Genomic DNA, 25,653 nt, shown 5'->3' with positions numbered 1-25,653 from the left:
GCCAGGCGAGGACGCCCACCGCGTCCCCGCCGGCGGGCTGCGTGGGCGGGGCGGCACGATCGATCCGGCGCAGTCGGTAGTTCCGTGGAACTAGGCACGTCAGTGCCGTCGGGCGATGTGGCGGATGCGGGCCGGCTCCTACGCTCGACGCCGTGATCAACCGTCTGACCCCGGTCCTGCTCGCCCTTGTGGCCCTGCTCGTCTGGGCGTCCCCTGCGGCCGCGCACGGCCGGGACGCCGAGGCCGACGCGCGGTTCGCCCAGACGATCGGCGGCATGGAGCTCACCGTCGTGGTGCGGGCGAGCATACGGGTGCCGGCTCCGCTGCAGGTGGACGTGGTCGCGCACGACCCCGGGAAGGGCGGGCAGGTCGAGCTGGCCGTCCGGTCCATCGAGGACGGCGGGTCGTCCACGGCCTCGGTGCGGATCGAGGGCGGGCGGCCCGGCATGTACCCGGCCATCCTGCGCGCCGGGGAGGTGGGACCGCACGAGTTGGAGGTGCGGGCGGGCGGGGAGCGGTCGGTGCTGCCGTTCAACCTGCTGGTGCCGGCCACGCCGCGGTGGGAGGTCGTCGTGTACGCGGCCTTCGCGTGCGGGGCGGTGGCACTGCTCGGCGCACTGGCGAGTGCGGCGCTTCGGCGCAGGGGCGCGGCGGTGGGGTTCGCGGGGACGTTCGCGGTGGCGATCGTCGTGGCGCTCACCACCGGAGCGATCTCGCCCTGGTTCGCGCCGGAGGGGGTCCCGGCTCCCGAGACGCTCACCCGGCCGAACGCGCAGCCGCTGGTGGAGGTGGCGCCAGAGCGACCCGCCCTCCGGTCGGCCTACCGGCTGCGGGTGACGTTGTTCGACGGCTCCACCGGGGCCCCGGCGGACGACCTGGCCGAGCACCACGCCGCCCTGACACACCTCGTCGTGACCAGCGACGACGGCCGCTTCTTCCGGCACGTCCACCCGATCAGGACCGCGCCGGGCGTCTATGAGGTGCGGCTGCGCGCGGAGCAGCCGGGGCGGCACCTCGTGTACGTCGAGTTCGAACGGGCCGGTGCGGGCGGCCAGCTCGTCTCGGGCGCGTTCACCGTACCCGGCCCGGATCGCCGCGACCGGGAAGAGAGGCCGGTGGCCGCTTCCACCGGGGCGCGGCCGGTGACCGAGCCCGCGCGTCCCGTAGCCGGACGGCCGCTCCGCCTCACGCTCGACACCGGCGCCACCGCCGTGCGGCCATGGCTCGGCATGGCCGGCCATCTGATCCTGCGCAGCCATGACGGCGGCTACCTCGGCCACGTCCATGAGGCCCGCTCCATGGCCGACGCCACCGCCGCCCGGGTGCCGGACGAGTCGGTCGCCCGCTACGGGCCACGGCTTGAGTTCGTCTTCAGCTTTCCCCGGCCGGGCCGCTACCTGGTCTGGATCCAGTACGCCCAGGACTACCGGATCGTCACCGTGCCCCACGTCATCGAGGTCGCCGAGGAAGGGAGCGGCCGATGAGGCGCCGCCTGTACATCGTCCTGCCCGTGCTGCTGATCGCGGCCGGGATCGCCTGGATCTTCCACGGGAGTCCCGCTCCCGGACCGGCCGAGCTGCGCGGCCGGGGCACCCACCACGCCGTCGTGGTGCGCCTGGAACCCCGTCTTGGCCCCCTCGACGTGCGCGTCGAGCTCCACCCGGCGTCCCCGGCGGAAGTCTCGATCTCCGCGGTGATGCCGCACATGGGGCACACCACACCGGAACTCCAGGCCCGGTCCGACGGGCCGGGCCGCTATGTGGCCCACGGCGAACTGTTCACCATGACGGGCCCATGGGAGATCGGCATCCGCGTGCACGGCACCTCGGGCACCGAGGTCATCAAAGTCAACACATTGATCACAGCTTAGGAGTGACTCCCCATGTCATTCGAACATCCCCACATACCCCGCCGGGAGGTCGCCGGCGCCTGGTCCCTGCTCCTCGGGTACGCCACGTTACTGACCGGAATGGTCTGGGACGGGCAGTGGCACGGCGACGTCGGGCCCGACAACTTCTGGACCGCCCCACACCTGCTCCTCTACGCCGGCACCGGCATCATCGGGCTCACCTGCCTGATCGTGGTGCTGCAGTCCACCTGGGCACGTGGCGCGGCCACCAGCACGCCCTCCGTGACGGTGTTGCGCACGTTCCGGGCGCCGTGGCCGTTCCTGGTGGGCGGGCTGGGCGCTTCGGGCAACCTCCTGTACGCGGGCTCCGACCTGTGGTGGCACGAGGTTTACGGCTTCGACATCGCCGCCGGGACCACCCCGTCGCATTTCGGGCTCGGGCTGTCCATCCAGGTCGAGATCTTCGCCATGATCATGGCGTTCGCCGTGTTGCGGCGTACCCGGGCCGAGCGATGGGGCCTGGCCCTGGCCGTCGGCCTGGCCACCCTCGGCTCGACGTCGGCCTTCGGCATGGTGTCGGAGATCATCTTCGAATGGCTGCCCGGCGTGGCGCCCCGCGTACTGGGCCTGAGCGCGGCGGCGGCGCTCATCTTGAGCCTGGTCATCGGTCTCACTCGTTCCTGGCACTGGCCCGCCGCGACAGGGCTGACGTTCGTGCTCGTCCAGGGCGGGCTCTCGTTGTTCGCCCCGGCCGCCACCCGGTGGTACGCCGAGGCGATCGGCCAGCCGATGCGCGACTACGCCGCGAACATGCCACAGGCGCTGATCGGGTTCCCGGTCACCTATCCGCTCGTCGCGCTGCTGGCCGGCGCCATGACGGCTTGGGCGGTCCGGCGCGCGGTGAAGCCGGTGCGGATCGCGATGGCGGCCGGTGCGCTGGCCGGAACCAACACCGCGCTCTTCTACGGCGTGCTCGGCATTCTGGAGATGAACCTGCCGATCACGCTGGCCGCGGCGACCGCCCTGGGCGCGGGGACGGGATGGCTGGGCTGGCAGTGCGCCGTCCTGCTGCGCCGTTTCAGCGAGCGCGGCCTCTCCGTCCCGCAGGCGGTGACGGCATGAGGCGCGTCCTGGCGGCTCTGGCGGCGGCCCTGGCTGTGCTGACCGCCGCGGGACCGGCCGCCGCCGCCCCGCTCCCAGGTGAGATCGTGCACACCGAGACCGTCTCCATGAGCGACGGCGCACCGATCACCGTAGGGTTCACGGAGTGGCCGGTCCGCGCCCTGCAGTCCCTCGACTTCACCTTCGAACCGGCGGGCGGCATCGACGGGCGCACAGGCCTGGTCACGACCGTGTCGCCCAGCGGCGACCGCAGAGGGCTGAAGGGCATCGTCCTGCAGCGCCGCGGCGATGCCATCGTGTTGCCGCGGCATCCCCGCGCGGAGCAGGTCTGGGGGCTGGACGTCGTCTCACTGCCTGAGGAGGGCACATGGCGGTTCGAGTTCGCCGTGGAGAGAGCGGGATCGACCGCGACGGGAGTCCTGCCGGTCCAGGCGATCGACCAGCCGGGCCCGCCGCTCGGGGTGAGCTGGACGATCGCGCTGCTGCCGTGGGCACCGGTGGCGGTGCTGGTGGCGGCCGGCTGGACGCGTACGAGGGCGATCCGGCGCGGCGTGAAACCAGGCTGGAGTGGCTGAGCGACGGCCTGCCCGCCCTGCTGCCGCCGCTGGCCGCCTGGCTGGTCGTGCCCGGTGACGAGCCGGGCGTGCAACTGGCGCTGGCGGGCGCGCAGTCGGCGGTGCTGATGGTGTCGCGCCGCTTTCCGCTCTCCGCGCTGGGCGCGAGCGTCGTCCTGGAGCTGGCGCTGATTCTCGTCAAGATGCCCGTCCTGGTAGCGCCACTGGTCGCCGCGTCCCGTCTCGGGGCGTGGGGCCGGGGTGGCCACCGGGTACTCGGCGTCGCGGCGGTGCTGGCGCTGCTGGGCATCGGGTTGCCGGTCACGCTGGTGTCACTCGGTGACCCCCTGCGGGTGGTGGCCGTGTACGCGGTGGCGGCGGTGCTCGTCGTCGGGTTCTGGGCCATGGGACGTGTGGACGGGCGCCGCCGTGACCGCATCCACGCGTTGCAGGCCCGCTCGCGGCGGCTGGAGGCCGAACGTGAGCTGGCCGAGCAACGCGCGGCGGAGCGCGAGCGGACGCTGCTGGCCAGGGAACTGCACGACATTCTCAACCACTCGGTCACCACCATGGTGCTGGACGCGGAGGCCGGCGCGGACACCCGCGACGACATGGAGGAGACGCTGCGGCGGGTGGCCCGTACCGGCCGGGAGTCCCTGGCCGAGTTGCGGCGGCTGCTCGGCGTGCTCAGGCAGGCGCCGCCTGGACACGATCCGCTCGCCCCTCCTCCGCAGCCGGACCAGCTCGACGCTCTGGTGGCGGCCATCCCGCCGGGCGGGCCACGGGTGACGCTGATCCGCTCCGGCAACGTACGGCACGTCGACACCAGCATCGGGCTGGCCGCCTACCGCGTCGTGCAGGAGGCGCTGACCAACGTCACCAAGCACGCCGGGCCCGTGGACGTGCGGGTGTCGCTCGACTACACCGCCACCCACCTGAGAGTCACGGTCGTCAACGCCGTCCCCGCCGAGGCCCCCGCCGGCGGGCCGGGCGGGGTGGGGCTGATCGGCATGCGCGAACGTGTCGGGCTCCTCGGCGGCACCGTAGAGGTGAGCTTGGGGCGGGAGATGTTCGAGGTGTGCGCGACGCTGCCGCTGCGGGAGGTGTCATGACACCCATCCGCGTCCTGGTCTGCGACGACGAGCAGTTGCTTCGCGAGGCGCTGGTCCGCCTGGTCGGGGCGGCGGACGACCTGACCGTGGTGGCCGCTGTGGGTGACGGCGCCGCCGCCGTGGCCGCCGTCGCGGAGCACCGTCCTGACGTGGTGCTCATGGACATCCGGCTGCCCGGCATGGACGGCATCGAAGCCACCCGCCGCATCGCCGGCGGGCACAGCCGGGTGCTCATTCTCACGACGTACGACCTGGACAGCTACGTCTACGCCGGGTTGCAGGCCGGAGCCAGCGGCTTTCTGCTCAAGGACGCGCCGGGCGAGCGCATCCGCGACGGCATCAGGATCGTCGCCGCCGGCCAGTCGGTGCTGGCGCCGGAGGCGACGACCCGGATGATCGAGGCGTTGCAGCCGGCACTGCCCACCGACGCCGACAGAGCGCTGCTGGCGGCGGCCGACCGGCTCACCGACCGCGAGCGGCAGGTGTGTGAGCTGATCGCCGAGGGTCTGTCCAACGACGAGATCGCCCGCCGGCTCGTCATCAGCCGGTACACCGTGAAGGTGCACGTGTCGAGCATCCTGACCAAGCTGGACCTGCCCGACCGGGTGCACGTGCTGCTGTCGTGGACGCGGCTGCGCGGCCTGCGCCTGCCGTAGACGGCCAGGTCGCCAGGGGACGGTCCTGGGCGGTGGCCGGTCAGTCGTGTGTGCTGACGCCTTGAAGCCTGGCGAAGCACTCGTCGACCAGTGCGGGCAGCCGTTCGGGGTCATCGGCGACCCGTATCGCCGTGTAGAGGCACGCCAGGGAGAGCTGGGTGGCCAGCGTCGCCGCGGTGATCGTGGCGCCGTTCTCGGTCAGCGCGTCGACGATCATGGTGGCCTGCTGCTGTTGCTTCAGCAGCAGGCGCGCCATCAGGTCGGGATGTTCACGCAGCAGCCTGGCGTGCACCGCCGAATGCTCGGGCGCGCTCGTCCATCCGGTCAGACCCTCTTGAGTGGCCTCTCTGATCACCTCGATCGCGGCGGTGAGTGAGTCGCCCATCGGGCGGCGGACGGCTGCCTCCCGCCGGACAGTGCCGATCAAGGTGGCGATGGTGCGCTCGTCGTCGGCGAACACAACCTCCTGCTTGTCGCCGAAATAACGGAAGAACGTCGTACGACCGACCTCGGCACGCTCGGCGATTTCCGTCACAGTGACGTCGTCGAATCCGCGCTCGCCGAACAGCTCGTATGCGGCTGCGATGATCGCGCTTCGCGCCCGCCGCCGCTTGCGTTCCTGGAGTGATTCGGCTGACATGTGCCCAGTCTACCCGTCTGGAACTCGGTATGTTACGGTACTCAGTACCAGATGGAATCAAGTATGGAAGTGTGCGCTGAGGGCGGGACTGCAGCCCAGAGGTAGAGCACAGGGAGGCTGACGGTGGAAGATCAGGCAAGGGACGACGGGGTGTCGCGCCGCGGCTTCCTGCTGACGTCGGGAACCGCGGCTCTGGCAGCGAGCGTGGCAGGGCCGCGCCCGGCGGTGGCCGCCACCGGAACGGGCGCCGTGGACGCGGCGGCCCCGCTGACGGTGACATTCAAGGTGAACGGCAAGGCGCGCACGCTCAACCTCGACTCGCGCGTCACGCTATTGGACGCACTGCGCGAGCGGCTAGAACTCACCGGCACCAAGAAGGGATGCGACCGCGGTCAGTGCGGCGCGTGTACCGTGCACGTCGACGGGCGACGGGTGCTGTCGTGTCTCACCCTCGCGGTCGGGGCCGACGGCACGGCCGTGACCACCGTGGAAGGGCTCGCCGACGGTGACCGGCTGCACCCGGTCCAGCGAGCGTTCGTGGAGTGTGACGGGCTCCAGTGCGGGTTCTGCACCCCGGGGCAGGTGATGTCCGCCGCGGCGCTGATCGAGGAGGGACACACGGGCTCGGAGACCGAGATCCGCGAGTACATGTCCGGGAACCTCTGCCGTTGCGGCGCATATCAGCAGATCGTGGCGGCGGTCCTCCTGGCGAAGGAGGGATCGTGATGCGGCCCTTCACCTATGCCACCGCGCGCAGCGTCGAGGAGGCCCTGGAGCTGACAGGGAACGGGGGAGCCTACCTTGCCGGGGGGACGACACTGGTGGACCTGATGAAGCTCGAAGTGATCGCGCCCGCGCACGTCGTGGACATCAACGCTGTGCCGCTGCGCGGCATCCGCGCCGACGCCGGCGGGTTGTTCATCGGCGCCATGGAGCGCATGGCGGACGTGGCCGAGCACGCCCAGGTGGCCGGGCCGTACCCGATGCTGGCCGAGTCGCTGCGGCAGAGCGCGTCTCCGCAGATCAGGAACATGGCCACGATCGGCGGAAACCTGCTCCAGCGCACCCGATGCGGTTACTTCCGCGACCCGGCCACTCCCTGCAACAAGCGCTCGCCGGGCACCGGCTGCCCGGCTATCGACGGGCACAACCGCGCGCACGCCGTTCTGGGCACCAGCGATGCCTGCGTGGCAGCCCATCCCAGCGACCTGGCCGTCGCGCTCGTCGCGCTCAACGCCGAGGTGGAGCTGCGCGGGAAGCAGGGCAGGCGCCGGGTTCGGCTGGCCGACTTCTACCGCCTGCCCGGTAGCACCCCGCACCTGGAGAACGAGTTACGGGCGGGTGAGTTGATCACGGGCGTGACCGTGCCCGCTCTACCGTGGGCGCGCACCTCCACCTATGTGAAGGTCCGCGACCGGCAATCGTATGAATTCGCGCTCACCTCTGCCGCCGTGGCCGTGAAAGTCGTGGACGGTGTGGTCCGCGCCGCCCGCGCCGCGGCGGGCGGTGTCGGCACCAGGCCGTGGCGGCTGCGGGCCGTCGAGCGGGCTCTGGTGGGCCGGCCAATGCGGCGGGAGACGTTCGAGGCCGCGGTCGCGCACGCCGCCGACGGCGCCAGGCCGCTGTCCCGTAACGCCTTCAAACCGGCGCTGCTACGCCGTACCCTCCTCCGCGCGCTCACCCACCTGGCAGGCTGACATGACACCACCCACCCTCGATAGGGTCGACGCCCGCGCCAAGGTCACCGGCGCTGCGACCTACTCCGCCGATCACCACCTGCCCGGCATGCTCTACGGACATCTGGTGACCAGCACCGTCGGCAACGGCCGGATCGTCGCCATGGACGTGAACCCGGCCCGTGCCGCCGGGGGCGTGCTTGAGATCTTCACGCCCGATCATCCACTGACATTCGCGAGCGCGTTGCAAGGGCTCGCGGCTGTTTTCGCCGAGACCCGCCTCCCACTCGCCGACCGGGAGATCCACTACCACGGTCAGATTGTCGCGCTGGTCGTGGCCGAGACGAGCGAACAGGCCCGCGACGCGGCAGCGCTGATCAAAGTGACCTACGAGGCGCGGCCCCCGAAGTCCTCCTTCGAGGAGGCCAAGCGTGATCCCGCGCCACCGCCCGTCACAGACCTCCCGCTCGGGCGGCCGATCAGGAAACCCGACGACGTCGACATCGAGGCCGCGCTGCGCGCCAGCGCCGTCAGGATCGAGGAGACCTACGAGGTTCCGCCGAGACACCACAGCATGATGGAGCCGCATGCGGCCGTGGCCGTCTGGGAGGAGGACCGGCTGACGATCTACAGCGGCACCCAGGGGCCCGTGGGGCACGCGATCGAGCTGGCCACCGTGCTGGGCGTCCAGCCCTCCGCGGTGCACGTGCTCAGCCCGTACGTGGGCGGCGCGTTCGGCGGAAAGGCCTTCACCTGGGCTCCCTCCATGCTGGCCGCGGCGGCCGCCCGCGCGCTCGGGCGCCCGGTCAAGGTGGTGGCCGGGCGTGAGCAGCTTTTCACCGTCACCGGGCACCGGGCGGCGTCCTCGCAGACGTTAGGCCTCGGCGCGGACGGTGACGGCCGGCTGAACGCGATCAAACATCACACGATCAGTGAGAGTTTCGTGGAGGACCCCGGCTACCGGACCACGGCGAAGTATTACGCCACCCCGAACCTCGACATCAGATTGATGATCACACCGGGTATGAACCTGCCCTCCGCCACGATCATGCGCGCCCCCGGCGACGAGGCAGGTTCCTTTGCCCTGGAAAGCGCGATGGACGAGCTGGCCGTGGCGCTCGGCATCGACCCCGTCGAACTGCGCGTGCGCAACCACCTGGAGACCAGCCTGCAGGGCCTGCCTTACTCCAGCAAGCACCTTCAGGAGTGCTACCGGGTGGGGGCCAGGCGTTTCGGCTGGTCACGGCGGCGCACCCAGCCCCGAGCGGCGGCAGAAGGGGACTGGCTGGTCGGCATGGGCATGGCGACCGCCATCCTGGATGCGGGGCGGGCGCCGACGACGGTGAAGGTGACCTTCCGCCCGAACGGCATCGCCACCGTCGCCAACGCGACCTCGGACGCGGGAACAGGGATGCTGACCGTCATGGCCATGACCGGGGCTCGCGCCCTCGGGCTACCCGTGGAGCAGATCAAGCCCGTACTCGGCGACTCACGGCTACCCGTCAAGGGAAACAGCGATGTGTACGGCGCGGTCGGCTCGGCGGCCGCGGCGACCGTGACGCCCGCAATCCTGGCCGGAGCGGACATGGCGATCGCCAAGCTGGTGGAGCACGCCGTCACCGCCGATGGCTCGCCGTTGCGCGGGGCGGACGGCGTGCGCTACGAGAACGGCCGGCTGATCGCTGCCGGGAAGTCGATCCCGTTCGGCGAGCTGCTCATCCTGACCAGGACCACCGAGCTCGAGGCCCAAGCGAGCAGCGCGGACCTGGACCAGAGCCACGCCTACGCCTCCTATGCCGCGCACTTCTGCGAGGTCAGGGTCAACCAGTGGACCGGGGAGGCGCGCATGTCCCGCTTCACCACCGTGGTGGACGCGGGCACCATCCTCAACACCGCGACCGCGCGCAACCAGATCACCGGCGGCGTGTTGTTCGGGCTGGCGGCCGCGATGTGCGAGGAGGGCAGGGTCGAGGGTGATACCGGCCGGATCTCCAACGCCAACCTCGCCGACTACCTCCTCCCGGTCAACGCCGACACAGTACCGATCGACGTGCACTTCCTGGACTACCCCGACACCAGGCTCAGCCCGACGGGAGCCCGGGGAATCGGTGAACTCGGTACGGTCGGGGCCGCCGCGGCCTTCGCCAACGCCGTCTACAACGCCACCGGCGAACGCGTGCGAACGCTTCCCATCACTCCCGACAAACTCATCGCCTAAGAGGTCCCGGCCCCGCGGACGCTCAGCCCGCCCGCCGCGGGCCGACGTAGCGCAACATGCACGGCGCGGCCGCAAAGCCGGTTCCGACGTCGAACGCGGATGAGTGCTCCCGACCTCAGCGTCCTGTGGACGCGGAGTCAAGTGCGGGCGACTGTCCGGCATGGACGCCGCCGTGCCCGCCCAGGATCCTGGGCGGAGGCGTGGTCGGCCGTGCTGCGAACCCGGCTGTGCCGGCTCGCAGGCCTCGCCGTCCGAAGCCTGATCTGACCAAGACCCAAGGAGAGTGCCATGACGCAGACGATTCTGCTCAGCTTCCTGGCCGGCCTCTTAGCCGCCAACGCCACACCCCATTTCGTGAAGGGCATCACCAGGGAACCGTTTCCGACCCTCTTCGGCACCAGCCCGCTGGTGAATCTCGTGGCGGGCTGGGCCATGTACGTGATGGCCATCGCTCTGGTGATCGCGGCCCAGCTCGGCAGTCACCCGATCCCCGCGCTCGCCGCCGGCGCGGCAGGCGTGCTGGCCATGGGTGTCTTCCACGCCCAGGGCGGCGCCTTCGTCCTGGGCAGGCGTCCCGCCGGTGCCGCATCCGGATCCCTTTCCGAGTGAGGGGATCCGGCGATCAGTGATGGTGCCGCGGATCGGGTTCGGCCGCGCCCTGGGTGATGGCGTGCACGGCGGGCCGCAGCACGCTGACGATCTCCGCCGCTCCGGCGTCCCTCACCCCTTCCAGTTGGAGGAGGTGGCGGCTCAGCAGGACCCCGATGGTGAGGGCGCCGATGAGCCCGGCGCGAAGAACCGCGTCGTCGGTGGAGAGTGCGGCGGCCACCTGCCGCTGCTGCTCTGCGATCGCGGCGCGCACCTCGTCGCTGGCGTCCGGGTGCGTGAGCATGGAACGCAGCATCGCCAGGGCGCCCGGGGCATCGGACTCCAGTTTGTCCGCCATGGCGGCCAGCAGAAGTTCGGCGACCTCTTCCGGCGTCCCGGCCACCGGCTGGTCGGGCGCGACCTCGGCGACCCGGGCGAACAGCGCGTCCTTCGAGCCGAAGTAGCGCATCACCAGCCCGGGGTCCGTCTCCGCGGCGGCGGCGACTCCCCTGATCGTGGTGCGGTCATACCCGAGGGTGGCGAAGAGATGGCGAGCGGCGGCAAGAATCCGGTTCTCGGTCTGTCTGCGCTGCTCGGCCCGGGACAGGCGGGGACGGTGGTCGGACATGAAGCTTGAGTCTACAACCGTTGACCCAACACGCCGGCTCACCCTAGTATCAGTTCAGTCAACGACCGTAGACCCAATGACGGGACCCGCCATGCCAACGCCCGACACCCTTCCCAAGGCGATCCTCGAACGCGCGCAGCGGCTCTTCCTCGCCAAGGACCTGAACGGCTTCGCCGACATGTTCGCGGCCGACGGGACACACGAACTGCCCTTCGCGCCACCCGGGGTGCCCAAGTTCCTGCGGGGCCGGGAGGAGATCCGGCGCTACCTCACCTCGATCACCTCCACTCCGCTGGAACTGACCGGCTTTCACGGGCTCTACGTCTACGAGACCGGCGATCCGGAGGTCGTCGTCGCCGAGTACGAAGGGCATGGGCGGGTGGTGAGCTCCGGCAAGCCGTACCGGATGCCCTACATCCAGGTGCTGCGCGCGCGGGACGGGGAGATCGTCACCTGGCGTGACTACTGGAGTCCGCTTTCCGGGATTCAGGCGCTGGGGGTGCGCGGGCTGGTGCCCACGATCGTCAGGACCGCCGCGGCCCGCTGGCGAAGGGGCCCGGCGGCCGCTTGACGACCGGCGGTCAGGCGCCGCCGTTCAGCGCCTGAGCCCGGAAGTCCTTGGCGGGCATGCCGTACGCCGCGCGAAACGAACGGCTGAAACCGGCCGCGTCCGGAAATCCCCACCGGGCGGCGATTCCGTGAATGGGGACCTCGGCCAGCGACGGATCAGCCAGATCGCGGCGCACCCGCTCCAGCCGGCGCATCTTTATCCATGCGGCGACCGATGTTTCCTGCTCCTGGAAAAGCTTGTGCAGATAACTGACCGAGATGTGATGCGCGGCGGCGACCGACCTCGGCGAAAGTTCGGCGTCGGCGAGATTGGCCTGAATGAACCGCTGAACCTGCAGGGTCAGGGAATATCTGTCCCGAGCCCGTGGGTCGATTGTCTCCTCGCCGCCCGGGCAGGAGAGAAGGACCGTGGCCAGGTCGACGAGAACCATACCCAGCCGGGCTCTCTCTGACGTGCTGAATTCGCCTTTTCCGTTGGCGAGTTCGGCGATGAAGCCTTTCAGCAGCGCACCGGTTCCCTCCGTGCCCGACATGCGCTGCCCGAGCACCTGCTCGTGCCGCGCGTTGCGAGGCAGGAGGATTTTCGGAAACGCGATCACCGCCATCTCGAACAACCCGTGCTCGTGGGGTGCGCTGAACTCGTATCGATCGGCCCGCGCCATGTCGTGCACGTAGAGGTCTCCGGCGCCGACCTCGGCTTCTCGCCCGTCCCACCAGGCGCGCAGGCTCCCGCGTAAGGGCAGGACGATCTGGTACGTGCGATCGTCGATCGTGACGCCCCGCAGCCGCCGGGCCGCTGCCGACCGGAACGACTTCACCTGGAGGTCCACGGCACCGAGGGGCGTTTCCTGCCCGCTGACCCGGAAGCCGTCGGCGAATTCGCTGGCCACCTCCAATCCCGCACCCTTGCTCATTTGCTCGCGCCACACCTCGAACCAGTCCGCAGGATGCGACCGCACCCGCTCCGCTTCCCCGCTCATATCCGCCTTTCCTGTGGACGCATCGCCAAAAAGCGTGGACTCCACGACATCGTTTCGAGTGTCAGATTCAATAGCCTAGCCAAAGACCGAGCGTTTCAAGCGGAGAAGGACGGGGGTGATTCACGTGAAGGCACGTCGAGCTAACACCTGGTATTGATTCGATCGAAGGGTGACCGGTGAGCCCGCGTGCGGAGGTGCGCGGGCCCACCTCGGCTGCATTTGATCCGGGGAAGAGAATGCCGACAGACACAACGACCGCCACCTATCGAGAGATCTTCCGGCTCCGGGAGTTCCGTGCTCTGTTCGCCGCCCACTTGCTTTCGCTGATCGGCGACCAGCTCACGAAGGTCGCGGTCGCGGCTCTCGTGTTCACCGGCACCGGCTCCGCGTTCCTGGCGGCGGTCGCCTTCGGTATCGGTTATCTGCCGTGGGTGGTCCTCGGACCCGTGCTGTCGGCTCTGGCCGACCGCTTTCCCCGGCGTACCGTGATGATCGTCAGCGATGCGGCCCGCATGTGCCTGATCGCGTTGCTGGTGATCCCGGGTCTCCCGGTCGCCGTGTTGATCACCGTGTTGTTCGTGTCCGCGCTGCTCGCCCCGCCCGCCCAGGCCGCTCGCTCGGCGACCATGCCAGAGGTGCTCGACGGCGACAGGTACGTCGTCGCCGCCGGCATCAGCAGCTTGACCGCCCAGATCGCTCAGGTGCTCGGCTTCGCCGGCGGCGGGCTGCTGCTGGCGGTCTTCTCCGCGCGCGAGGTGCTGCTCATCGACGCCGCCACCTTCGCCATCTCGGCGCTTCTCCTCGCCCGTCATCTCATCCGCCGCCCGGCCCCGGCACGGGTGGGGCCGCCCACCGTACTCCGGTCGACGGCCGACGGCTTCCGCCTCGTCACCCGCGCCCCCCGGTTGCGGGCGTATCTCCTGCTCGGGTGGGCGGGGGCGGCCTTCGCCACGGCACCGGAAGGGCTGATGACCGCCTACGCGCAGTGGGCCGGCGGCGGTGACGCGACCGTCGGGCTGCTGCTGTCGGCCATGCCGCTCGGCTGCATGATCGGGGCGATCATCTACGGCCGCTTCACCCCGCCGGCCGCGCGCTGGCGGCAGGTCCGCCCGATGGCGCTGCTGTCGTGCCTCGCCCTCGTGCCGATCGCCGCCGGCCCGCCCCTGCCGGTGGTGCTCGGGTTGCTGGCCCTGAGCGGGTACGGCACGGCGTATCAGATCGCGCTCAACGCCCGCTTCGTACGGGAGGTGCCCGATTCCCACCGGGCCCGGGCCTTCGGCGTCGCCGCCGCCGGGATGATGGCCGGCATCGGGCTGGCCACCACCCTGGCGGGCGCACTCACCGACCTCGCCGGCAACCCGGCCCTGATCGTAGGCGGGTGCGGCCTCGCCGGCTGCCTGGCCATGCTGCCTGTGGCACGGCGCTTGCCGGCGGACCTCCCGGCACCCGCCGACACCCTGGTGAGAGCACGAAGCGGCCGGGACGCATGAGGGCGCCAGGCGGTCGGGACTCTCGCTGGCGCCGCGATGACCGGTTGTTCGAGGACTCACTTCATGACGATCCGTTGTCCGAGGGTCTTCGGCGTGGTCGGACCGGCGGTCAGAACGTCCTCGAGCAGCGCGGGTCCTTACCCTTGCGGTCGAAGATGAACTCCACACGGACCTTGCCGACGCGGCGCTGGTAACTCCGGATGAGCAGGGGTTTCCAGTCGGATCCGTAGCTGTCCACCGTCCCGTCATCGATCACTGGCCCGGTGTTCCCCCGCTTGCCGAAGTCCACGACCTTGATGTTGTTGCGGTAGCGCTTGGTTGGCGGCAACCAGTACTGCATGCGGGTCACCGTGGAGTTGCTCCAGGTCGACCCCTTGTAGAAGATCTTGACGCGGCCGGTGTACGTGGCGAACCCGTATCGGACACTACAGCCCACGGTGACCGTCTTGGTGGGTGCCGCGGCCTGGGCGGGGACACCCACGAAGCCGGTCACGGCGAGCGCGGTGATCGCCGTGGCGGTGAAACGGCGGAGGAGGATGGGCATGGAATCCCTACTTTGATCGAAACGGCTAAATCTGGGGGAAAGCCTCACCCATCGCCGCTCTGTGGGCCATGTCGGAGCCTCCACGTTCCCTTGCCGTAGCGTCCACGATCCGCTCGCGCAACGCGTCGTTGGCCCCTGCGTGATGGCGACGACGGTCTTGGCGAGGTCCAACGCCCAGCGGTAACCACCCAGCAGCGGTGGGGACCCCAGGTCACGGGCGTCGGCCTGGTCGAGATCAGACCGGAGGCACGGCACTCTCTGCTCAACCGGTCGGCCGCCATCCGGACGCGTGCCTGGTGGGAAGTCCTGGACCCGGCCAGGGAGACCTACCGTTCGCAGGAGGTGATCCTCTATTCACAGGACTCGGCCCTGTCCGCCGAACTCAATCGACGCGTGCGCGCGGCGGGGATGGCGCGTGTGCTGACCGGGCAGCCGATCTGGCCCGATGGGCATCGGGCATCGGTGACCGGGCGCGTTGAGCCGGCTCACTGCTGGAGCCCGGTCATTTCTGCTCGGCGAGCCCCGCCAACCCGTCGAGATAGCGCATGAGCGAATGCTCGAACACGACCTCCAGGTCTTCGGCGAGCACGGTCTGCTCCACGGACGCGAGATGGGGAAAGCTCCCCGACCGGAACTTCATCCTGGCCTCGTTCTCCATGGCCGCCCACCAGTCGGTCGTGCGCATGCGTGTCTCGCGCTCCGCGCGTACCTCATCCGCTGCCGTCAAGGCGAGCCCGCGCACCAGCGCGGGGAGCGCGAGGGCCGCGCGCTTGCGCTCGTCCGGCGGCAGGCCGAGCTGGGCGAGCGCCGCGAACGTCCGCTCGCTGTGCATCATGGCCTCAGGGACGAACGGCGGTCGCGTCAGCGACAGCAGCCCGGCCAGCCACGGGTGACGGCGGTAGAGCCGCCACTGCAGCCGGTAGATCTCCTCCAGCTGCGCGCGCCATCCCCCGGGAAGGACGGCGGCCAGCGGCTGCGCCCGGAACACCGCGTTGATCATCAGGAGTTCGAGCTCGTCACGGCCGGCGACATGGTGATAAAGGGACATGGCCGCCACTCCCAGCCTGCCCGCGAGACCACGCATGGAGACCGCTTCGATCCCCTCGCGATCGGCGACCGCGATGGCCACCGCGACGATCTTCGCCCTGGTCAGGTCGCGGGGCGACAGCCGTGGCGCGGCGGGCGCGCGGGTCTCCGGGACCCGGACCACACTGCCCGAGCCGGGCCGCGTGACGATCAGGCCCTCCTCCCTCAGCAGGGTCAGGGCGCGGCTCGCGGTCGCCATGGCGACGCCGAAATCGCGCACGATCTGCCGGGTGGAAGGCACCCGATCACCGGGCCGCAGGACGCCGTCGGCGATCCTGCGGCGCAGCTCGAGAACGACGCGCTGCGCCGGTCGTTGATCATCCTGCACCGCTGCCACGGCCCAACTGTACTAGTTCGGAAGAGGGCGCGGGTAACCCGGCGAGCCGCTGTTCAGCGCCCAGCCAGCAGTACGGTCGGAGAAGTGCACCAGGTGATCGAGCCTGCGAATGTGCCGATCCATACGGTGTACACATGACATTCACCGACGTACCCATGGCACTCGCCCATGTCACCGTGATCGACGTCACCGGCGGCCCGTCCCTGCCGGACCAGACCGTCCTGCTGGCCGGTGACACCATCGTGGCGGTGGGGCCCGCATCTCAGGTCGCGATCCCGCCGGGGACCGAAATTCATGATCTTACCGGGCGTTATGTGCTGCCGGGGCTGACCGACATGCACGTGCACAGCGAGGGCAGCGACGACGAACGACAGTTTCCCGCCCTCTACATCGCCAACGGCGTGACCACGGTACGCGAGATGTGGGGACAGCCTCACCTGCACGAATGGCGGCGGCGGACGGCGGCGGGCCAGATGCTCGGCCCTCGTTCGATCATCGCCAGCCCGATCGTGGACGGCTCCCCCGCCCTGTGGGAGGAACTGTTCGAAGACGCGCCGATCATCTCGGTCACCACCGAGCAGGAGGCCCGGCGCGCCGTCGGCGAGGCCAAGGACGGCGGAGCGGACTTCGTCAAGGCGTACTCCCGGCTGGAGAGAGAGCCCTACTTCGCGCTGCTGGACGAGGCGGCCAAACAGGACATCCCGGTGGTCGGCCACCGGTCCGACCTGATCCCGCTCAACGAGCAGGTCGGCGCGGGCCAGCGGTCCTTCGAGCACGTCCACGGCCTGTGGCCCGCCACCGCCGACGACGTGGAGCGGATGGAGGCCGCGATGGCCCGCATCTCCCCCGAACCCGGTTTCCACTACGCGAACTGGTTCAAGCAGGTCAACGAAGTGGAATGGGAGTCGGTCAACCGCTACAGCCGGGCATCCGCCACGGCGCTGTTCGAGCGGTTCGTCGCCGAGGACGTCGCCTACTGCCCGACGCTCATCATGCACGCCGCGGTCGACCTGGCCGAGGGAATCCGGCTGGACGACCAGCGGCTCGCTTACATGGCCCCCGGCACCTCCGACATGTGGGCGTTCGTCCGAGACCAGATCTTCCACGGCGGCGGGCGTAGTTCGGACGAGGTGACCAAGCGGCGCAGGTTGTTCGACCATCGGCGGACGGCGGTCGCGGCCATGGACGAGGCGGGCGTGCGCGTGCTGGCCGGGACGGACGCGGTGACCCCGGGCCTGTTCCCGGGCTTCGCTCTGCACGACGAGCTCGAGCTGCTGGTCGGCTCCGGGCTGAGCACGATGCGCGCCCTGCAGGCCGCGACGCTCGAACCCGCCAGGTTCCTCGGGCGCGAGCGGACCTCGGGGACGGTCGAGCCGGGCAGGCTGGCCGACCTGCTGGTCCTGGACGCCGACCCGCTGGCCGACATCGGCAACACCCGGCGGATCCACGCGGTCGTGGCCGCCGGACGGTACATCGGGCCGGACGAGCGCTGCCGTCTCCTTGAGACCGCGGCCGCCGCCGCGGCGGCGATGACCCCGCCGATGGAGGGCGAGTGACCAGCCGCGCCACACCACCGGGCGACCCGGGCAGCGGCCTTCGTCGTGACCGGGCACCGGTAGGGGACGCGGAGACGTGCGCGGCCGTTCGCGTGCTCACCGCCGCTTTCGCCGCCGACCCCGTCATCCGCTGGCTCACCCCGGAAATCTCCGCCCGGATGTTCGCCTTCGTGGTTGCCGAGTCCGCCGCAGCCGGAGGTCTGGAGGTCCAGGACGAGGTGGCCGCCGCCGTCTGGCTGCCCTGGTCCGCCAGCGGCTCCACGCCCGGCCCCGCGACCGGCGGGCTGCCGCCGGAACTGCCCGTCCGCCTGGGGCAGTATCTGGAGCTCACGACCGCCCGGCACCCGAGCGACCGCGACCACCTGTACCTGCAGTTCCTCGGCGTTCACCCCGCCCGCCAAGGGCAGGGCGCCGGTTCCGCGCTGCTCGCCCGCGGTCTGGCACGCGCCGACGCGGCCGGTCTGCCCGCCTACCTGGAGGCGAGCGGACAGGCGAACCTGCGGCTGTACGAGCGCCACGGGTTCGTGCCGTACGGAGACCCGATCCTGCTGCCCGATGGCCCCGCCGTCCGGCCGATGTGGCGCGTACCGAAGATCATCTGATCAGCCGGAGCCGGGCCCGACGCCCTACGGGTGCAAACCGAGAAACCCCAGCTCGGCGCATCGAGCTGGGGTTTCTGTGCGGTGCGCCGCCAGGGACTCGAACCCCGGACCCGCTGATTAAGAGTCAGCTGCTCTGACCAACTGAGCTAGCGGCGCTGGCAGAGAGGAATATACCGGTGATCCGCATCCTGGTCGAATCGGTATCAGCCGGACCCGAGCCGCTAGAATAAAGTTCGGCCTTGAGACAGGAGCATCGATGTTCGACTCGCCCGCCGACGTGACGGAGCGGCTCGCCGCCGTGGACTACCTCTCCGACGACGCCATCTCCACATCGGTGTTCCTGGCCGCCGCGCTGGGCAAGCCGCTGCTGGTCGAAGGGCCGGCGGGGGTGGGAAAGACGCAGCTGGCCAAGGCGGTGGCGCAGGCCACCGGCGCCGCGCTGATCAGGCTCCAGTGCTACGAAGGCCTCGACGAGGCCAGGGCGCTCTACGAGTGGAACTACAAGAAGCAACTGCTCAGGATCCAGGCGACCAGCGCCGACGACGACATCTTCACCGAGGAGTTCCTGCTGGAGCGGCCCCTGCTCAAGGCGATCAGGTCCGCGGAGCCCACCGTGCTGCTCATCGACGAGACCGACAAGGCGGACGTCGAGGTCGAGGGGCTGCTGCTGGAGCTGCTGTCCGACTTCCAGGTGACGATCCCCGAGCTGGGCACCATCGCCGCGACGCGGCGGCCGTACGTGGTGCTGACCTCCAACGCGACCCGCGAGCTGTCGGAGGCGCTCAAGCGGCGCTGCCTCTACCTGCACATCGAATACCCCACCCCCGAGCGGGAGCGGGACATCGTGCTCGCCCAGGTCCCCGGCCTGCGGGCCGGACTCGCCGAGCAGCTGGCCGGGACGGTCGCCACGCTCAGGGCGCTGGAGCTGAAGAAGGCGCCGTCGGTGGCCGAGACCGTCGACTGGGCCAACACGCTGCTGGCCCTCGGGCGGGCGGAGCTGGACGAGGCGACCGTCGCCGGCACGCTGGGCGTGGTGCTCAAGCACGCCTCCGACCAGACCAGGGCGATCAAGGAGCTGGGGCTGCCGGATGCCTGACCGCGAGTCGCTGGTCGACCGGCACGTGGGCTTCGTGCACGCGCTGCGCGAGGCAGGGGTGCCGGTCTCGGTGGCGGAAGGGCTGGACGCCGCCAACGCCCTGCGGGCGATCGAGCTGGGCGACCGCGAGTCGCTGCGCGCCGCGTACGCGGCCACGCTGGTCAAGAAGCCCGCCTACCGGCCGGGGTTCGACGTGCTGTTCGACCTGTGGTTCCCGGCGTCCACGACCGGGCTGCAGGTCGCGCGGCCCGGCGCGGCCGATCCGGACACGGCCACGGTCGCCGAGCTGCGCGAGCACCTGGCCGGGCTGCTGACCGGCGGCTCCGACCCGGAACTGCGCGTGTTCGCCCAGGCCATGGTCGGGCGGTTCGGCCGCCAGGAGTCCGGTCCTGGGCGGCAGAACTGGTTCTCCTACGGCGTCATGCGCGCCCTGTCGCCCGAGACGCTGATGGCCGGCATCCTCCGCGCCGGGCTGCGGGACGGCGAGCGCGGCGGCCTGGCCGAGAAGACCCTGCGGCAGCGGGTCGGCGACGGCCTGCGGCGCTTCGAGGAGGCGGTGGCCACCGACGTGCGCCGCCGGATCGCCGAGGACTCCGGCATCGAGCGCATCGCCCGCTCCGCCGTACGCCCGCCGCTCGACCAGATCGACTTCCTGCGCATCACGAGGGCCGACCTGGCCAGGCTGCGCCGGGAGGTGCATCCGCTGGCCCGGCGCCTGGCCGCGCGCCTGACGATCAAGCACAGGAAGGGCAGGCGCGGCCGGCTCGACTTCCGCAGGACGATGCGGGCCTCGCTGCAGAGCGGCGGCGTGCCGCTGGCCGTCCACCTCAGACCCCCGCGCCCGCACAGGCCCGAGCTGGTCATCCTCTGCGACACCAGCGACTCGGTCTCGTCGTTCGCGCACTTCACGCTGCTGCTCACGTACGCGCTCAGGGAGCAGTTCGCCAAGGTGCGGGCGTTCGGCTTCGTGGACACGGTGGACGAGATCACCCGCTTCTTCGCGCCCGGCGCCGACGTCGTCGAGGCCATGGCCAGGCTGGCGGACGAGGCCGACATGGCGCGGTTCGGCCGCACCAACTACGGGCACGCGCTGGAGCGCTTCGCCGAGCGGTACGGCGACGCGATCGGCCCGAAGACCTCGCTGCTGATCCTCGGCGACGCCCGCTCCAACTACCAGCCGCCGGCCCTGGACGTGCTGGCGTCCCTCGTGTCCCGCGCGCGCCACGCCTACTGGCTCAACCCGGAGCCGCGCCGGCAGTGGGACACGGGCGACTCGCTCGCGAGCGACTACGGGCAGGTCGTGCCGATGCACGAGTGCCGCAACGTCGCCCAGCTCACCGCGTTCGTCGAGACGCTGGCCTGACCTTCAGACGCGCTGGAGCTCCCTGGCCGCCGTGCGGGTGAGCACCTCGATCTGCTCGCCGGTGAGCACGCCGCCCTCAGCCGACCTGATCAGCTTGCCGGCCAGGCGGGGCTTGAGCAGCGTGAGCCCTTCCGCGTGCACCATGCCGCCCTTGGGCAGCAGCCCGCAGTGGACGGCGAGCAGGGGCGTGATGGTCACGGCGATGCCCGTCTCGCGGTTGAGCAGCTCGGCGAACGCCTCGGCGGCCTCCACCAGCGACTTGGCCGTCTTGGAGCCGTATTTCTCGCCGAAGAAGAGCCGCCCGGCGTAGCAGGCGATCTCGGTGTCGGGACTCCACGACTCGTTGTCGACGACCCAGACGCCTCCCGGGCCGATCACCAGGTGGTCGATGGAGGCCTTCCCGCGGATGGCACGACCGTCGAGGACGTGGTAGCCCTGGCGGCGGAGCGACCTGCGCAGGTGCCGGCCGGTGATCGCCTCTCCTCGCCGCGCTCCGCGCCAGACCGCTGTGGCGTGGAAGGAGCGCCAGTGGAGAAACCAGTCTCCCCCGGCCACGAGGCCGGCAAGGAGCAGGCCGAACAGCGGTGAGAAGGCGGTGAGGTCGAACCTGAGCGCCAGGGCGACGCCGATCACGAGCCCCACCCCGGCCTTGATGTACCGGGACCTGCGCCGGTTCTGGGCGTCCTCGCGCCAGAACTTCTCGTACCACCATTGCGGGGATGAGCCTGTGTACTTTTCGTCCTGCTTCACGTAGATAGAGCCACCTGGCACGGCAAACTCCCCGAAATGAGTAGGTGTCTTGCAGGATCTGCCACGCCGAAGATCCCTCGCCGGTCAAGAGATACCCGCTCCCAACCAAGGCGAGCCTAAGGTGACGGAATTAGTACCTGCAAGACCACCCAATGAGCTCAACCGACCAGTCGGTATGCTATGGCGGGTGACCAAGGGGGACCACGTGAGAGAAGAACCGGTCAGGCAGCGGATCCTCGCCGAGGCGACCAGGCTGTTCGCCGATCGAGGCTTCGAGGGCACCTCCGTGCAGGAGATCGTGGTGGCGGCCGGCGTCACCAAAGGTGCGATGTACCACTACTTCGACTCCAAGGACGACCTGCTGCACGAGATCTACGGCCGGGTGCTCCGCATGCAGACCGACCGGCTGGCGCAGATCGCCGACGGCCCCGGCACGCTGAAGCAGCGCCTGCACCGGGCCGCGGCCGACGTCGTCGAGACCACGACCGCCAACCTCGACGACTCCAAGATCTTCTTCCGGTCGATGCACCTGCTCGCCCCCGAGACGCGCAAGACCGTACGCGCCGAGCGCCGCCGCTACCACGAGCGGTTCCGCGACCTCGTCGCGGAGGGGCAGCGCACGGGCGTCTTCAGCGACCGCGTCCCCGCCGAGCTGGTCGTCGACTACTTCTTCGGCTCCGTGCACCACCTGGGCACCTGGTTCCACGCGGACGGCCCGCTGACCGGCGCCCAGGTGGGCAGGCACTTCGCCGACCTGCTGCTCACCTCACTCGGGGCCGGGGACGTCGACCAGTGAGGCCAGCGCCTCCCGGTGGTCGCCCGGCGTCCCGAGCGCGATCTCGCTCGCCTTGGCTCGCTTGAGGAACAGGTGGAGGGGGTGCTCCCAGGTCATCCCGATCCCGCCGTGCAGCTGCACGGCCTCCTCCGCCGCGTGCACCGCCACGCCGGAGTTCCACGACTGGGCCACGGCCACGGCGACGGGCGAGGTGTCGGCGGCGGCGCTCCTCGCGGCGGCTCTGGCCCTGACCACGTCCAGCCACAGGTCCGCGAGCCGGTGCTTGATCGCCTGGAACGAGCCGACCGGCCGGGCGAACTGGTGGCGCTCCTTGACGTGGACGAGCGTCGTGTCCAGGCACCACTCGGCCACGCCGAGCTGCTCCGACGCCAGCAGCCCCGCCCCGAACCGCAGCACCCCGGGCAGGTCGCACGCCCCCACCCGGCGAGCGCTCGCCCGGTCGAACGTCACGGTGGCGACCGGCCTCGTCAGGTCGAGCGAGGGCACGACCTCGACCGTCCCCCCTGTGACCGCGCTTCCCTCCACCGCGCTGTCCTCGGCCGCGCCTCTCTCCACCGCGTACAGGTCGCCGTCCACGGGCGCCAGCAGCACGTCCGCCACGTCCGCCCCCGCCACGCCGGCGACGCTGCCGGACACCCGGCCCGCGCCGTCCACGCTCAGCGACGCACCCCGCTCCGGCCGGTAGGGGGACGCGGCGAACGACACCGCCAGCGCGGCCGTCCGCCTGCCCTCGGCCAGCTCGCCGAGCAGGGCGTCACGGGTCGGGAGCAGCGCCCGCGTGGCGAGTACCGCACTGGTGAGGAACGGCACCGGCGCCACTCCCCTGCCCAGCTCCTCCAGCACGACGGCCGCCTCGCTGGCCGACGCGCCCGCGCCCCCCAGCTCCTCGGGGACGAGCAGCCCGGCCACCCCGATCTCCCCCGCCAGCGTCTTCCACAGGTCCAGGTCGTAGGGCTCGGACTCGGCGCGCTCCAGCACCGCGGCGGGCGGGCACCGGTCGGCGAGCACCCCCCGCACGGCGGCCCGCAGCTCCTCCTCGACGTCGGTGTACAGCAGCGTCATCCGGTCGCGGCTCATCGCGGCAGGTCCTTCCACGGCACGTCCTTGTCGATGCGGGGTTCGGAGGGCAGGCCGAGCACCCGTTCCGAGATGATGTTGCGCAGGATCTCGGAGGTGCCGCCCTCGATCGAGTTGCCCTTGGCCCGCAGATAGCGGTAGCCGGGGCCGCGACCGTAGAAGTCGACGTCCTCGGAACGCCTGAACGTCCAGTCGTCGTAGCCGAGATCGCGCCGGAACTCGACGTCGAACCCGGTCAATGCCTGGTTGAGCCGGGCGAACGACAACTTCATGCCTGAGCCCTCGGGCCCTGGCTGCCCGGCGGCGAGCTGCTCGCGCAGCCGCGCTCCCGACAGCCGGGTCACCTCGGCCTCCACCCAGAGCGACAACAACCGCTGGTGCAGGTCGTGGCTGCGCAGCTCGGGGTGCTCTCGCCAGGCGTCGAGCACGGGGGCCACCATGCCGCCGCCGCGCCGCGCGGGCGCGCCGCCGATGGCGACGCGCTCGTTCATCAGCGTGGTCTGCGCGACCCGCCAGCCGTCACCGACCGCGCCGAGCCGCAGCTCGTCGGGGAGCCGGACGCCGGTCAGGAACACCTCGTTGAACTCGGCCTCGCCGGTGATCTGCCGCAGCGGCCGCACCTCGACGCCCGGCGCGTGCATGTCGCAGACGAAGTACGTCATGCCGCGGTGCTTCGGCACGTCAGGGTCGGTACGGGTGACGAGGATGGCCCACCGGGAGTGGTGGGCGCCGGACGTCCACACCTTCTGGCCGTCGATCACCCACTCGTCGCCGTCCCTGATCGCCCGGGTCGCCAGCGTGGCCAGGTCGGACCCGGCGCCGGGCTCGCTGAAGAGCTGGCACCAGATCTCCTCCCCCGTCCACAGCGGCCGCAGGAAACGCCGCTTCTGCTCGTCCGTGCCGAACGCCAGGATCGTCGGCGCCGCCATCCCGAGGCCGATGCCCTGGATGCCGCCGTTGATCTGCGGGGTGTGCGCCAGCTCCCGCTCCACGACCTGCTGCAGCTCCCGAGGCGCCCCCAGCCCGCCGTGCCCTTCGGGGAACCACACCCAGGCCAGTCCGGCGTCGTACCTGGCCCGCAGGAACTCCAGCCGGTCGCCGCCCGGGTCATGCCCGCCGAGGAACGCGGCCACCCGCTCCTTGATCTCCGCCTCGTTCACATCCACCTCTTCAGCTCGCGATAGGCCAGTGACCTCTTGTGCACCTCGTCGGGGCCGTCCGCCAGGCGCAGCGAGCGCGCGTGCGCCCAGAGCGCGGCCAGCGGAAAGTCCTGGGAGACGCCGCCCGCGCCGTGCACCTGTACGGCCTTGTCCAGGATCCACTCCACGGTGATCGGGGTGGAGATCTTGATGGCCTGGATCTCGGTGTGGGCCCCCTGGTTGCCCACCGTGTCCATGAGCCAGGCCGTCTTGAGCACGAGCAGGCGCAGCTGCTCGATCCTGATGCGCGACTCGGCGATCCAGTCCTGGACGACGCCCTGCTGGGCGACGGGCTTGCCGAACGTGCTCCTGGCCAGCGCCCGCCTGCACATCAGCTCGACGGCTCGCTCGGCCATGCCGATCAGGCGCATGCAGTGGTGGATGCGGCCGGGGCCGAGCCGGGCCTGGGCGATGGCGAAGCCGCCGCCCTCCTCGCCGATCAGGTGCTCCGCCGGGACGCGGACGTCCTCGAACACGATCTCGGCGTGGCCGCCGTGGTCGGCGTCGGTGTAGCCGAACACGTGCATGCCCCGCCTGATGTGCACTCCGGGGGTGTCGCGGGGCACGAGGATCATGCTCTGCCGGCGGTGTTTGGGCGCGTCGGGGTTCGTCTTGCCCATGACGATGAAGATCCTGCAGTTGGGGTTCATCGCCCCCGAGATGAACCACTTGCGGCCGTTGATGACGTACTCGTCGCCGTCGCGGACGATCGAGGTGGCGATGTTCGTGGCGTCGGAGGAGGCCTCGTCGGGCTCCGTCATCGCGAACGCCGAGCGGATCTCGCCGTCGAGCAGCGGCTGCAACCACTCCTTGCGCTGCCATTCGCTGCCGAACATGGACAACACTTCCATGTTGCCGGTGTCGGGCGCGGCGCAGTTGGTGGCCGTCGGGGCGAGCGTGGGGCTCCGGCCCATGATCTCCGCCAGGGGCGCGTACTGGAGGTTCGTCAGCCCGGCGCCGTGCTCGCCGGGCAGGAACAGGTTCCACAGGCCGCGCTTCCTGGCCTCGTCCTTGAGGTCGGCCATCAGCGGTGGCGGGCTCCAGCCGCTGGTCGCCGCCTGCTCCTCGAACGCGGGCTCGGCGGGATAGACGCATTCGTCCATGAAGCGCAGCAGTCGCTCGCGCAGGTCCTCGGTGACGGTGTCGTAAGCGAAGTCCATGCCG

General features: G+C 70.6%; 26 protein-coding genes and 1 tRNA gene. 17 read left to right on the top strand and 10 right to left on the bottom strand.

Annotated elements, in window-relative coordinates:
• Positions 1 to 152 precede the first annotated feature (152 nt).
• Genes ABGA98_RS14115 through ABGA98_RS14090 form a run of 6 tightly spaced genes read left to right on the top strand, consistent with a single transcriptional unit; the run spans position 153 to position 5,293 of the window.
• A complete protein-coding gene (locus tag ABGA98_RS14115) occupies positions 153 to 1,484 on the top strand; it encodes a hypothetical protein (RefSeq protein WP_347618696.1) in 1,332 nt (443 codons plus the stop codon).
• Positions 1,481 to 1,870: a hypothetical protein gene (locus ABGA98_RS14110; protein WP_347618695.1), complete on the top strand. Its 390-nt coding sequence runs from the start codon at positions 1,481 to 1,483 to the stop codon at positions 1,868 to 1,870. The genes ABGA98_RS14115 and ABGA98_RS14110 overlap by 4 nt, the downstream gene beginning before the upstream one ends.
• A 12-nt stretch (positions 1,871 to 1,882) precedes the next feature.
• On the top strand, positions 1,883 to 2,971 hold the full coding sequence (locus ABGA98_RS14105; protein WP_347618694.1) for a hypothetical protein: 1,089 nt from the start codon (positions 1,883 to 1,885) through the stop codon (positions 2,969 to 2,971).
• Positions 2,968 to 3,546 carry a hypothetical protein gene (locus ABGA98_RS14100; RefSeq protein ID WP_347618693.1) on the top strand — a complete coding sequence of 193 codons (579 nt, stop codon included), beginning with the start codon at positions 2,968 to 2,970 and terminating at the stop codon, positions 3,544 to 3,546. The genes ABGA98_RS14105 and ABGA98_RS14100 overlap by 4 nt, the downstream gene beginning before the upstream one ends.
• Positions 3,459 to 4,637: a histidine kinase gene (locus ABGA98_RS14095; protein WP_347618692.1), complete on the top strand. Its 1,179-nt coding sequence runs from the start codon at positions 3,459 to 3,461 to the stop codon at positions 4,635 to 4,637. Before ABGA98_RS14100 ends, ABGA98_RS14095 begins: the two co-directional genes overlap by 88 nt.
• A complete protein-coding gene (locus ABGA98_RS14090; protein WP_347618691.1) occupies positions 4,634 to 5,293 on the top strand; it encodes a response regulator transcription factor in 660 nt (219 codons plus the stop codon). The genes ABGA98_RS14095 and ABGA98_RS14090 overlap by 4 nt, the downstream gene beginning before the upstream one ends.
• Before the next feature lie 40 nt (positions 5,294 to 5,333).
• Here the strand turns inward: ABGA98_RS14090 and ABGA98_RS14085 are convergent, their stop codons facing one another.
• Positions 5,334 to 5,933 carry a TetR family transcriptional regulator gene (locus ABGA98_RS14085; protein ID WP_347618690.1) on the bottom strand — a complete coding sequence of 200 codons (600 nt, stop codon included), beginning with the start codon at positions 5,931 to 5,933 and terminating at the stop codon, positions 5,334 to 5,336.
• A gap of 267 nt (positions 5,934 to 6,200) precedes the next feature.
• On the opposite strand from ABGA98_RS14085, the gene ABGA98_RS14080 reads away from it, so the two are divergent.
• The 4 genes from ABGA98_RS14080 (at position 6,201) to ABGA98_RS14065 (ending at position 10,436) form a co-directional block, all read left to right on the top strand.
• Positions 6,201 to 6,659: a (2Fe-2S)-binding protein gene (locus tag ABGA98_RS14080; RefSeq protein WP_347618870.1), complete on the top strand. Its 459-nt coding sequence runs from the start codon at positions 6,201 to 6,203 to the stop codon at positions 6,657 to 6,659.
• Positions 6,659 to 7,630 (top strand): xanthine dehydrogenase family protein subunit M, encoded by a 972-nt coding sequence (locus tag ABGA98_RS14075; protein ID WP_347618869.1) that lies wholly within the window; start codon positions 6,659 to 6,661, stop codon positions 7,628 to 7,630. Before ABGA98_RS14080 ends, ABGA98_RS14075 begins: the two co-directional genes overlap by 1 nt.
• 1 nt (position 7,631) lies before the next feature.
• Positions 7,632 to 9,827 carry a xanthine dehydrogenase family protein molybdopterin-binding subunit gene (locus ABGA98_RS14070; protein WP_347618689.1) on the top strand — a complete coding sequence of 732 codons (2,196 nt, stop codon included), beginning with the start codon at positions 7,632 to 7,634 and terminating at the stop codon, positions 9,825 to 9,827.
• 288 nt (positions 9,828 to 10,115) lie between these two features.
• The gene (locus ABGA98_RS14065) at positions 10,116 to 10,436 is read left to right on the top strand and encodes a hypothetical protein (RefSeq protein ID WP_347618688.1); all 321 of its coding nucleotides are present in this window, start codon (positions 10,116 to 10,118) and stop codon (positions 10,434 to 10,436) included.
• Positions 10,437 to 10,449: 13 nt separating this feature from the next.
• Here ABGA98_RS14065 and ABGA98_RS14060 read toward each other — a convergent pair whose 3' ends face one another.
• The gene (locus ABGA98_RS14060; RefSeq protein WP_347618687.1) at positions 10,450 to 11,043 is read right to left on the bottom strand and encodes a TetR family transcriptional regulator; all 594 of its coding nucleotides are present in this window, start codon (positions 11,041 to 11,043) and stop codon (positions 10,450 to 10,452) included.
• Between the two features lie 91 nt (positions 11,044 to 11,134).
• Here ABGA98_RS14060 and ABGA98_RS14055 point away from each other — a divergent pair, with 91 nt between their 5' ends.
• Positions 11,135 to 11,614: a nuclear transport factor 2 family protein gene (locus ABGA98_RS14055; RefSeq protein ID WP_347618686.1), complete on the top strand. Its 480-nt coding sequence runs from the start codon at positions 11,135 to 11,137 to the stop codon at positions 11,612 to 11,614.
• A 10-nt stretch (positions 11,615 to 11,624) separates the two neighbouring features.
• Here ABGA98_RS14055 and ABGA98_RS14050 read toward each other — a convergent pair whose 3' ends face one another.
• Positions 11,625 to 12,638: a helix-turn-helix domain-containing protein gene (locus ABGA98_RS14050; RefSeq protein ID WP_347618685.1), complete on the bottom strand. Its 1,014-nt coding sequence runs from the start codon at positions 12,636 to 12,638 to the stop codon at positions 11,625 to 11,627.
• Positions 12,639 to 12,829: 191 nt separating this feature from the next.
• On the opposite strand from ABGA98_RS14050, the gene ABGA98_RS14045 reads away from it, so the two are divergent.
• Positions 12,830 to 14,083 carry an MFS transporter gene (locus tag ABGA98_RS14045; protein ID WP_347618684.1) on the top strand — a complete coding sequence of 418 codons (1,254 nt, stop codon included), beginning with the start codon at positions 12,830 to 12,832 and terminating at the stop codon, positions 14,081 to 14,083.
• 109 nt (positions 14,084 to 14,192) lie between these two features.
• On the opposite strand, the gene ABGA98_RS14040 is transcribed toward ABGA98_RS14045, so the two are convergent.
• Both ABGA98_RS14040 and ABGA98_RS14035 read right to left on the bottom strand, forming a co-directional pair.
• On the bottom strand, positions 14,193 to 14,627 hold the full coding sequence (locus ABGA98_RS14040; protein WP_347618683.1) for a hypothetical protein: 435 nt from the start codon (positions 14,625 to 14,627) through the stop codon (positions 14,193 to 14,195).
• Between the two features lie 502 nt (positions 14,628 to 15,129).
• Positions 15,130 to 16,050 (bottom strand): GntR family transcriptional regulator, encoded by a 921-nt coding sequence (locus tag ABGA98_RS14035; RefSeq protein ID WP_347618682.1) that lies wholly within the window; start codon positions 16,048 to 16,050, stop codon positions 15,130 to 15,132.
• A gap of 134 nt (positions 16,051 to 16,184) precedes the next feature.
• On the opposite strand from ABGA98_RS14035, the gene ABGA98_RS14030 reads away from it, so the two are divergent.
• Both ABGA98_RS14030 and ABGA98_RS14025 read left to right on the top strand, forming a co-directional pair.
• Positions 16,185 to 17,606: an amidohydrolase family protein gene (locus tag ABGA98_RS14030; protein WP_347618681.1), complete on the top strand. Its 1,422-nt coding sequence runs from the start codon at positions 16,185 to 16,187 to the stop codon at positions 17,604 to 17,606.
• Entirely contained in the window at positions 17,603 to 18,208 is a 606-nt protein-coding gene (locus ABGA98_RS14025; RefSeq protein WP_347618680.1) for a GNAT family N-acetyltransferase, read from the top strand. The genes ABGA98_RS14030 and ABGA98_RS14025 overlap by 4 nt, the downstream gene beginning before the upstream one ends.
• A gap of 82 nt (positions 18,209 to 18,290) precedes the next feature.
• Here the strand turns inward: ABGA98_RS14025 and ABGA98_RS14020 are convergent.
• A tRNA-Lys gene (locus tag ABGA98_RS14020) sits at positions 18,291 to 18,364 on the bottom strand.
• Positions 18,365 to 18,464: 100 nt separating this feature from the next.
• On the opposite strand from ABGA98_RS14020, the gene ABGA98_RS14015 reads away from it, so the two are divergent.
• Both ABGA98_RS14015 and ABGA98_RS14010 read left to right on the top strand, forming a co-directional pair.
• The gene (locus ABGA98_RS14015) at positions 18,465 to 19,304 is read left to right on the top strand and encodes a MoxR family ATPase (RefSeq protein ID WP_347618679.1); all 840 of its coding nucleotides are present in this window, start codon (positions 18,465 to 18,467) and stop codon (positions 19,302 to 19,304) included.
• Complete coding sequence (locus tag ABGA98_RS14010) at positions 19,297 to 20,667, top strand: VWA domain-containing protein (RefSeq protein ID WP_347618678.1); 1,371 nt, start codon at positions 19,297 to 19,299, stop codon at positions 20,665 to 20,667. The genes ABGA98_RS14015 and ABGA98_RS14010 overlap by 8 nt, the downstream gene beginning before the upstream one ends.
• 3 nt (positions 20,668 to 20,670) lie before the next feature.
• Here the strand turns inward: ABGA98_RS14010 and ABGA98_RS14005 are convergent, their stop codons facing one another.
• Positions 20,671 to 21,417: a nuclease-related domain-containing protein gene (locus ABGA98_RS14005; RefSeq protein WP_347618677.1), complete on the bottom strand. Its 747-nt coding sequence runs from the start codon at positions 21,415 to 21,417 to the stop codon at positions 20,671 to 20,673.
• A gap of 187 nt (positions 21,418 to 21,604) precedes the next feature.
• On the opposite strand from ABGA98_RS14005, the gene ABGA98_RS14000 reads away from it, so the two are divergent.
• On the top strand, positions 21,605 to 22,213 hold the full coding sequence (locus ABGA98_RS14000; RefSeq protein ID WP_347618676.1) for a TetR/AcrR family transcriptional regulator: 609 nt from the start codon (positions 21,605 to 21,607) through the stop codon (positions 22,211 to 22,213).
• Here the strand turns inward: ABGA98_RS14000 and ABGA98_RS13995 are convergent.
• Genes ABGA98_RS13995 through ABGA98_RS13985 form a run of 3 tightly spaced genes read right to left on the bottom strand, consistent with a single transcriptional unit; the run spans position 22,184 to position 25,649 of the window.
• A complete protein-coding gene (locus tag ABGA98_RS13995; RefSeq protein WP_347618868.1) occupies positions 22,184 to 23,275 on the bottom strand; it encodes an acyl-CoA dehydrogenase family protein in 1,092 nt (363 codons plus the stop codon). The genes ABGA98_RS14000 and ABGA98_RS13995 overlap by 30 nt on opposite strands.
• A gap of 11 nt (positions 23,276 to 23,286) precedes the next feature.
• The gene (locus tag ABGA98_RS13990; protein ID WP_347618675.1) at positions 23,287 to 24,450 is read right to left on the bottom strand and encodes an acyl-CoA dehydrogenase family protein; all 1,164 of its coding nucleotides are present in this window, start codon (positions 24,448 to 24,450) and stop codon (positions 23,287 to 23,289) included.
• Positions 24,447 to 25,649, bottom strand: coding sequence for an acyl-CoA dehydrogenase family protein (locus tag ABGA98_RS13985; RefSeq protein WP_347618674.1), 1,203 nt, complete (start codon positions 25,647 to 25,649; stop codon positions 24,447 to 24,449). Before ABGA98_RS13985 ends, ABGA98_RS13990 begins: the two co-directional genes overlap by 4 nt.
• Positions 25,650 to 25,653 lie beyond the last annotated feature (4 nt).

The sequence above is a fragment of the Nonomuraea sp. B1E8 genome, from assembly GCF_039871515.1.
Lineage (GTDB): Bacteria > Actinomycetota > Actinomycetes > Streptosporangiales > Streptosporangiaceae > Nonomuraea.
The sequence above is the reverse complement of the archived record's forward strand: the minus strand, read 5'-3'. Positions and strand labels throughout refer to the sequence as shown.

Bases quoted from the DNA above. Each gene is read 5' to 3' on its own strand.
- ABGA98_RS14060 (WP_347618687.1), bottom strand. From the start codon at position 11,043: ATGTCCGACCACCGTCCCCGCCTGTCCCGGGCCGAGCAGCGCAGACAG.
- ABGA98_RS14010 (WP_347618678.1), top strand. From the start codon at position 19,297: ATGCCTGACCGCGAGTCGCTGGTCGACCGGCACGTGGGCTTCGTGCAC.
- ABGA98_RS14055 (WP_347618686.1), top strand. From the start codon at position 11,135: ATGCCAACGCCCGACACCCTTCCCAAGGCGATCCTCGAACGCGCGCAG.
- ABGA98_RS14015 (WP_347618679.1), top strand. From the start codon at position 18,465: ATGTTCGACTCGCCCGCCGACGTGACGGAGCGGCTCGCCGCCGTGGAC.
- ABGA98_RS14045 (WP_347618684.1), top strand. From the start codon at position 12,830: ATGCCGACAGACACAACGACCGCCACCTATCGAGAGATCTTCCGGCTC.
- ABGA98_RS14065 (WP_347618688.1), top strand. From the start codon at position 10,116: ATGACGCAGACGATTCTGCTCAGCTTCCTGGCCGGCCTCTTAGCCGCC.
- ABGA98_RS14105 (WP_347618694.1), top strand. From the start codon at position 1,883: ATGTCATTCGAACATCCCCACATACCCCGCCGGGAGGTCGCCGGCGCC.
- ABGA98_RS14040 (WP_347618683.1), bottom strand. From the start codon at position 14,627: ATGCCCATCCTCCTCCGCCGTTTCACCGCCACGGCGATCACCGCGCTC.
- ABGA98_RS13995 (WP_347618868.1), bottom strand. From the start codon at position 23,275: ATGACGCTGCTGTACACCGACGTCGAGGAGGAGCTGCGGGCCGCCGTG.
- ABGA98_RS14100 (WP_347618693.1), top strand. From the start codon at position 2,968: ATGAGGCGCGTCCTGGCGGCTCTGGCGGCGGCCCTGGCTGTGCTGACC.
- ABGA98_RS14075 (WP_347618869.1), top strand. From the start codon at position 6,659: ATGCGGCCCTTCACCTATGCCACCGCGCGCAGCGTCGAGGAGGCCCTG.
- ABGA98_RS13985 (WP_347618674.1), bottom strand. From the start codon at position 25,649: ATGGACTTCGCTTACGACACCGTCACCGAGGACCTGCGCGAGCGACTG.
- ABGA98_RS14085 (WP_347618690.1), bottom strand. From the start codon at position 5,933: ATGTCAGCCGAATCACTCCAGGAACGCAAGCGGCGGCGGGCGCGAAGC.
- ABGA98_RS14110 (WP_347618695.1), top strand. From the start codon at position 1,481: ATGAGGCGCCGCCTGTACATCGTCCTGCCCGTGCTGCTGATCGCGGCC.
- ABGA98_RS14030 (WP_347618681.1), top strand. From the start codon at position 16,185: ATGACATTCACCGACGTACCCATGGCACTCGCCCATGTCACCGTGATC.
- ABGA98_RS14070 (WP_347618689.1), top strand. From the start codon at position 7,632: ATGACACCACCCACCCTCGATAGGGTCGACGCCCGCGCCAAGGTCACC.
- ABGA98_RS14090 (WP_347618691.1), top strand. From the start codon at position 4,634: ATGACACCCATCCGCGTCCTGGTCTGCGACGACGAGCAGTTGCTTCGC.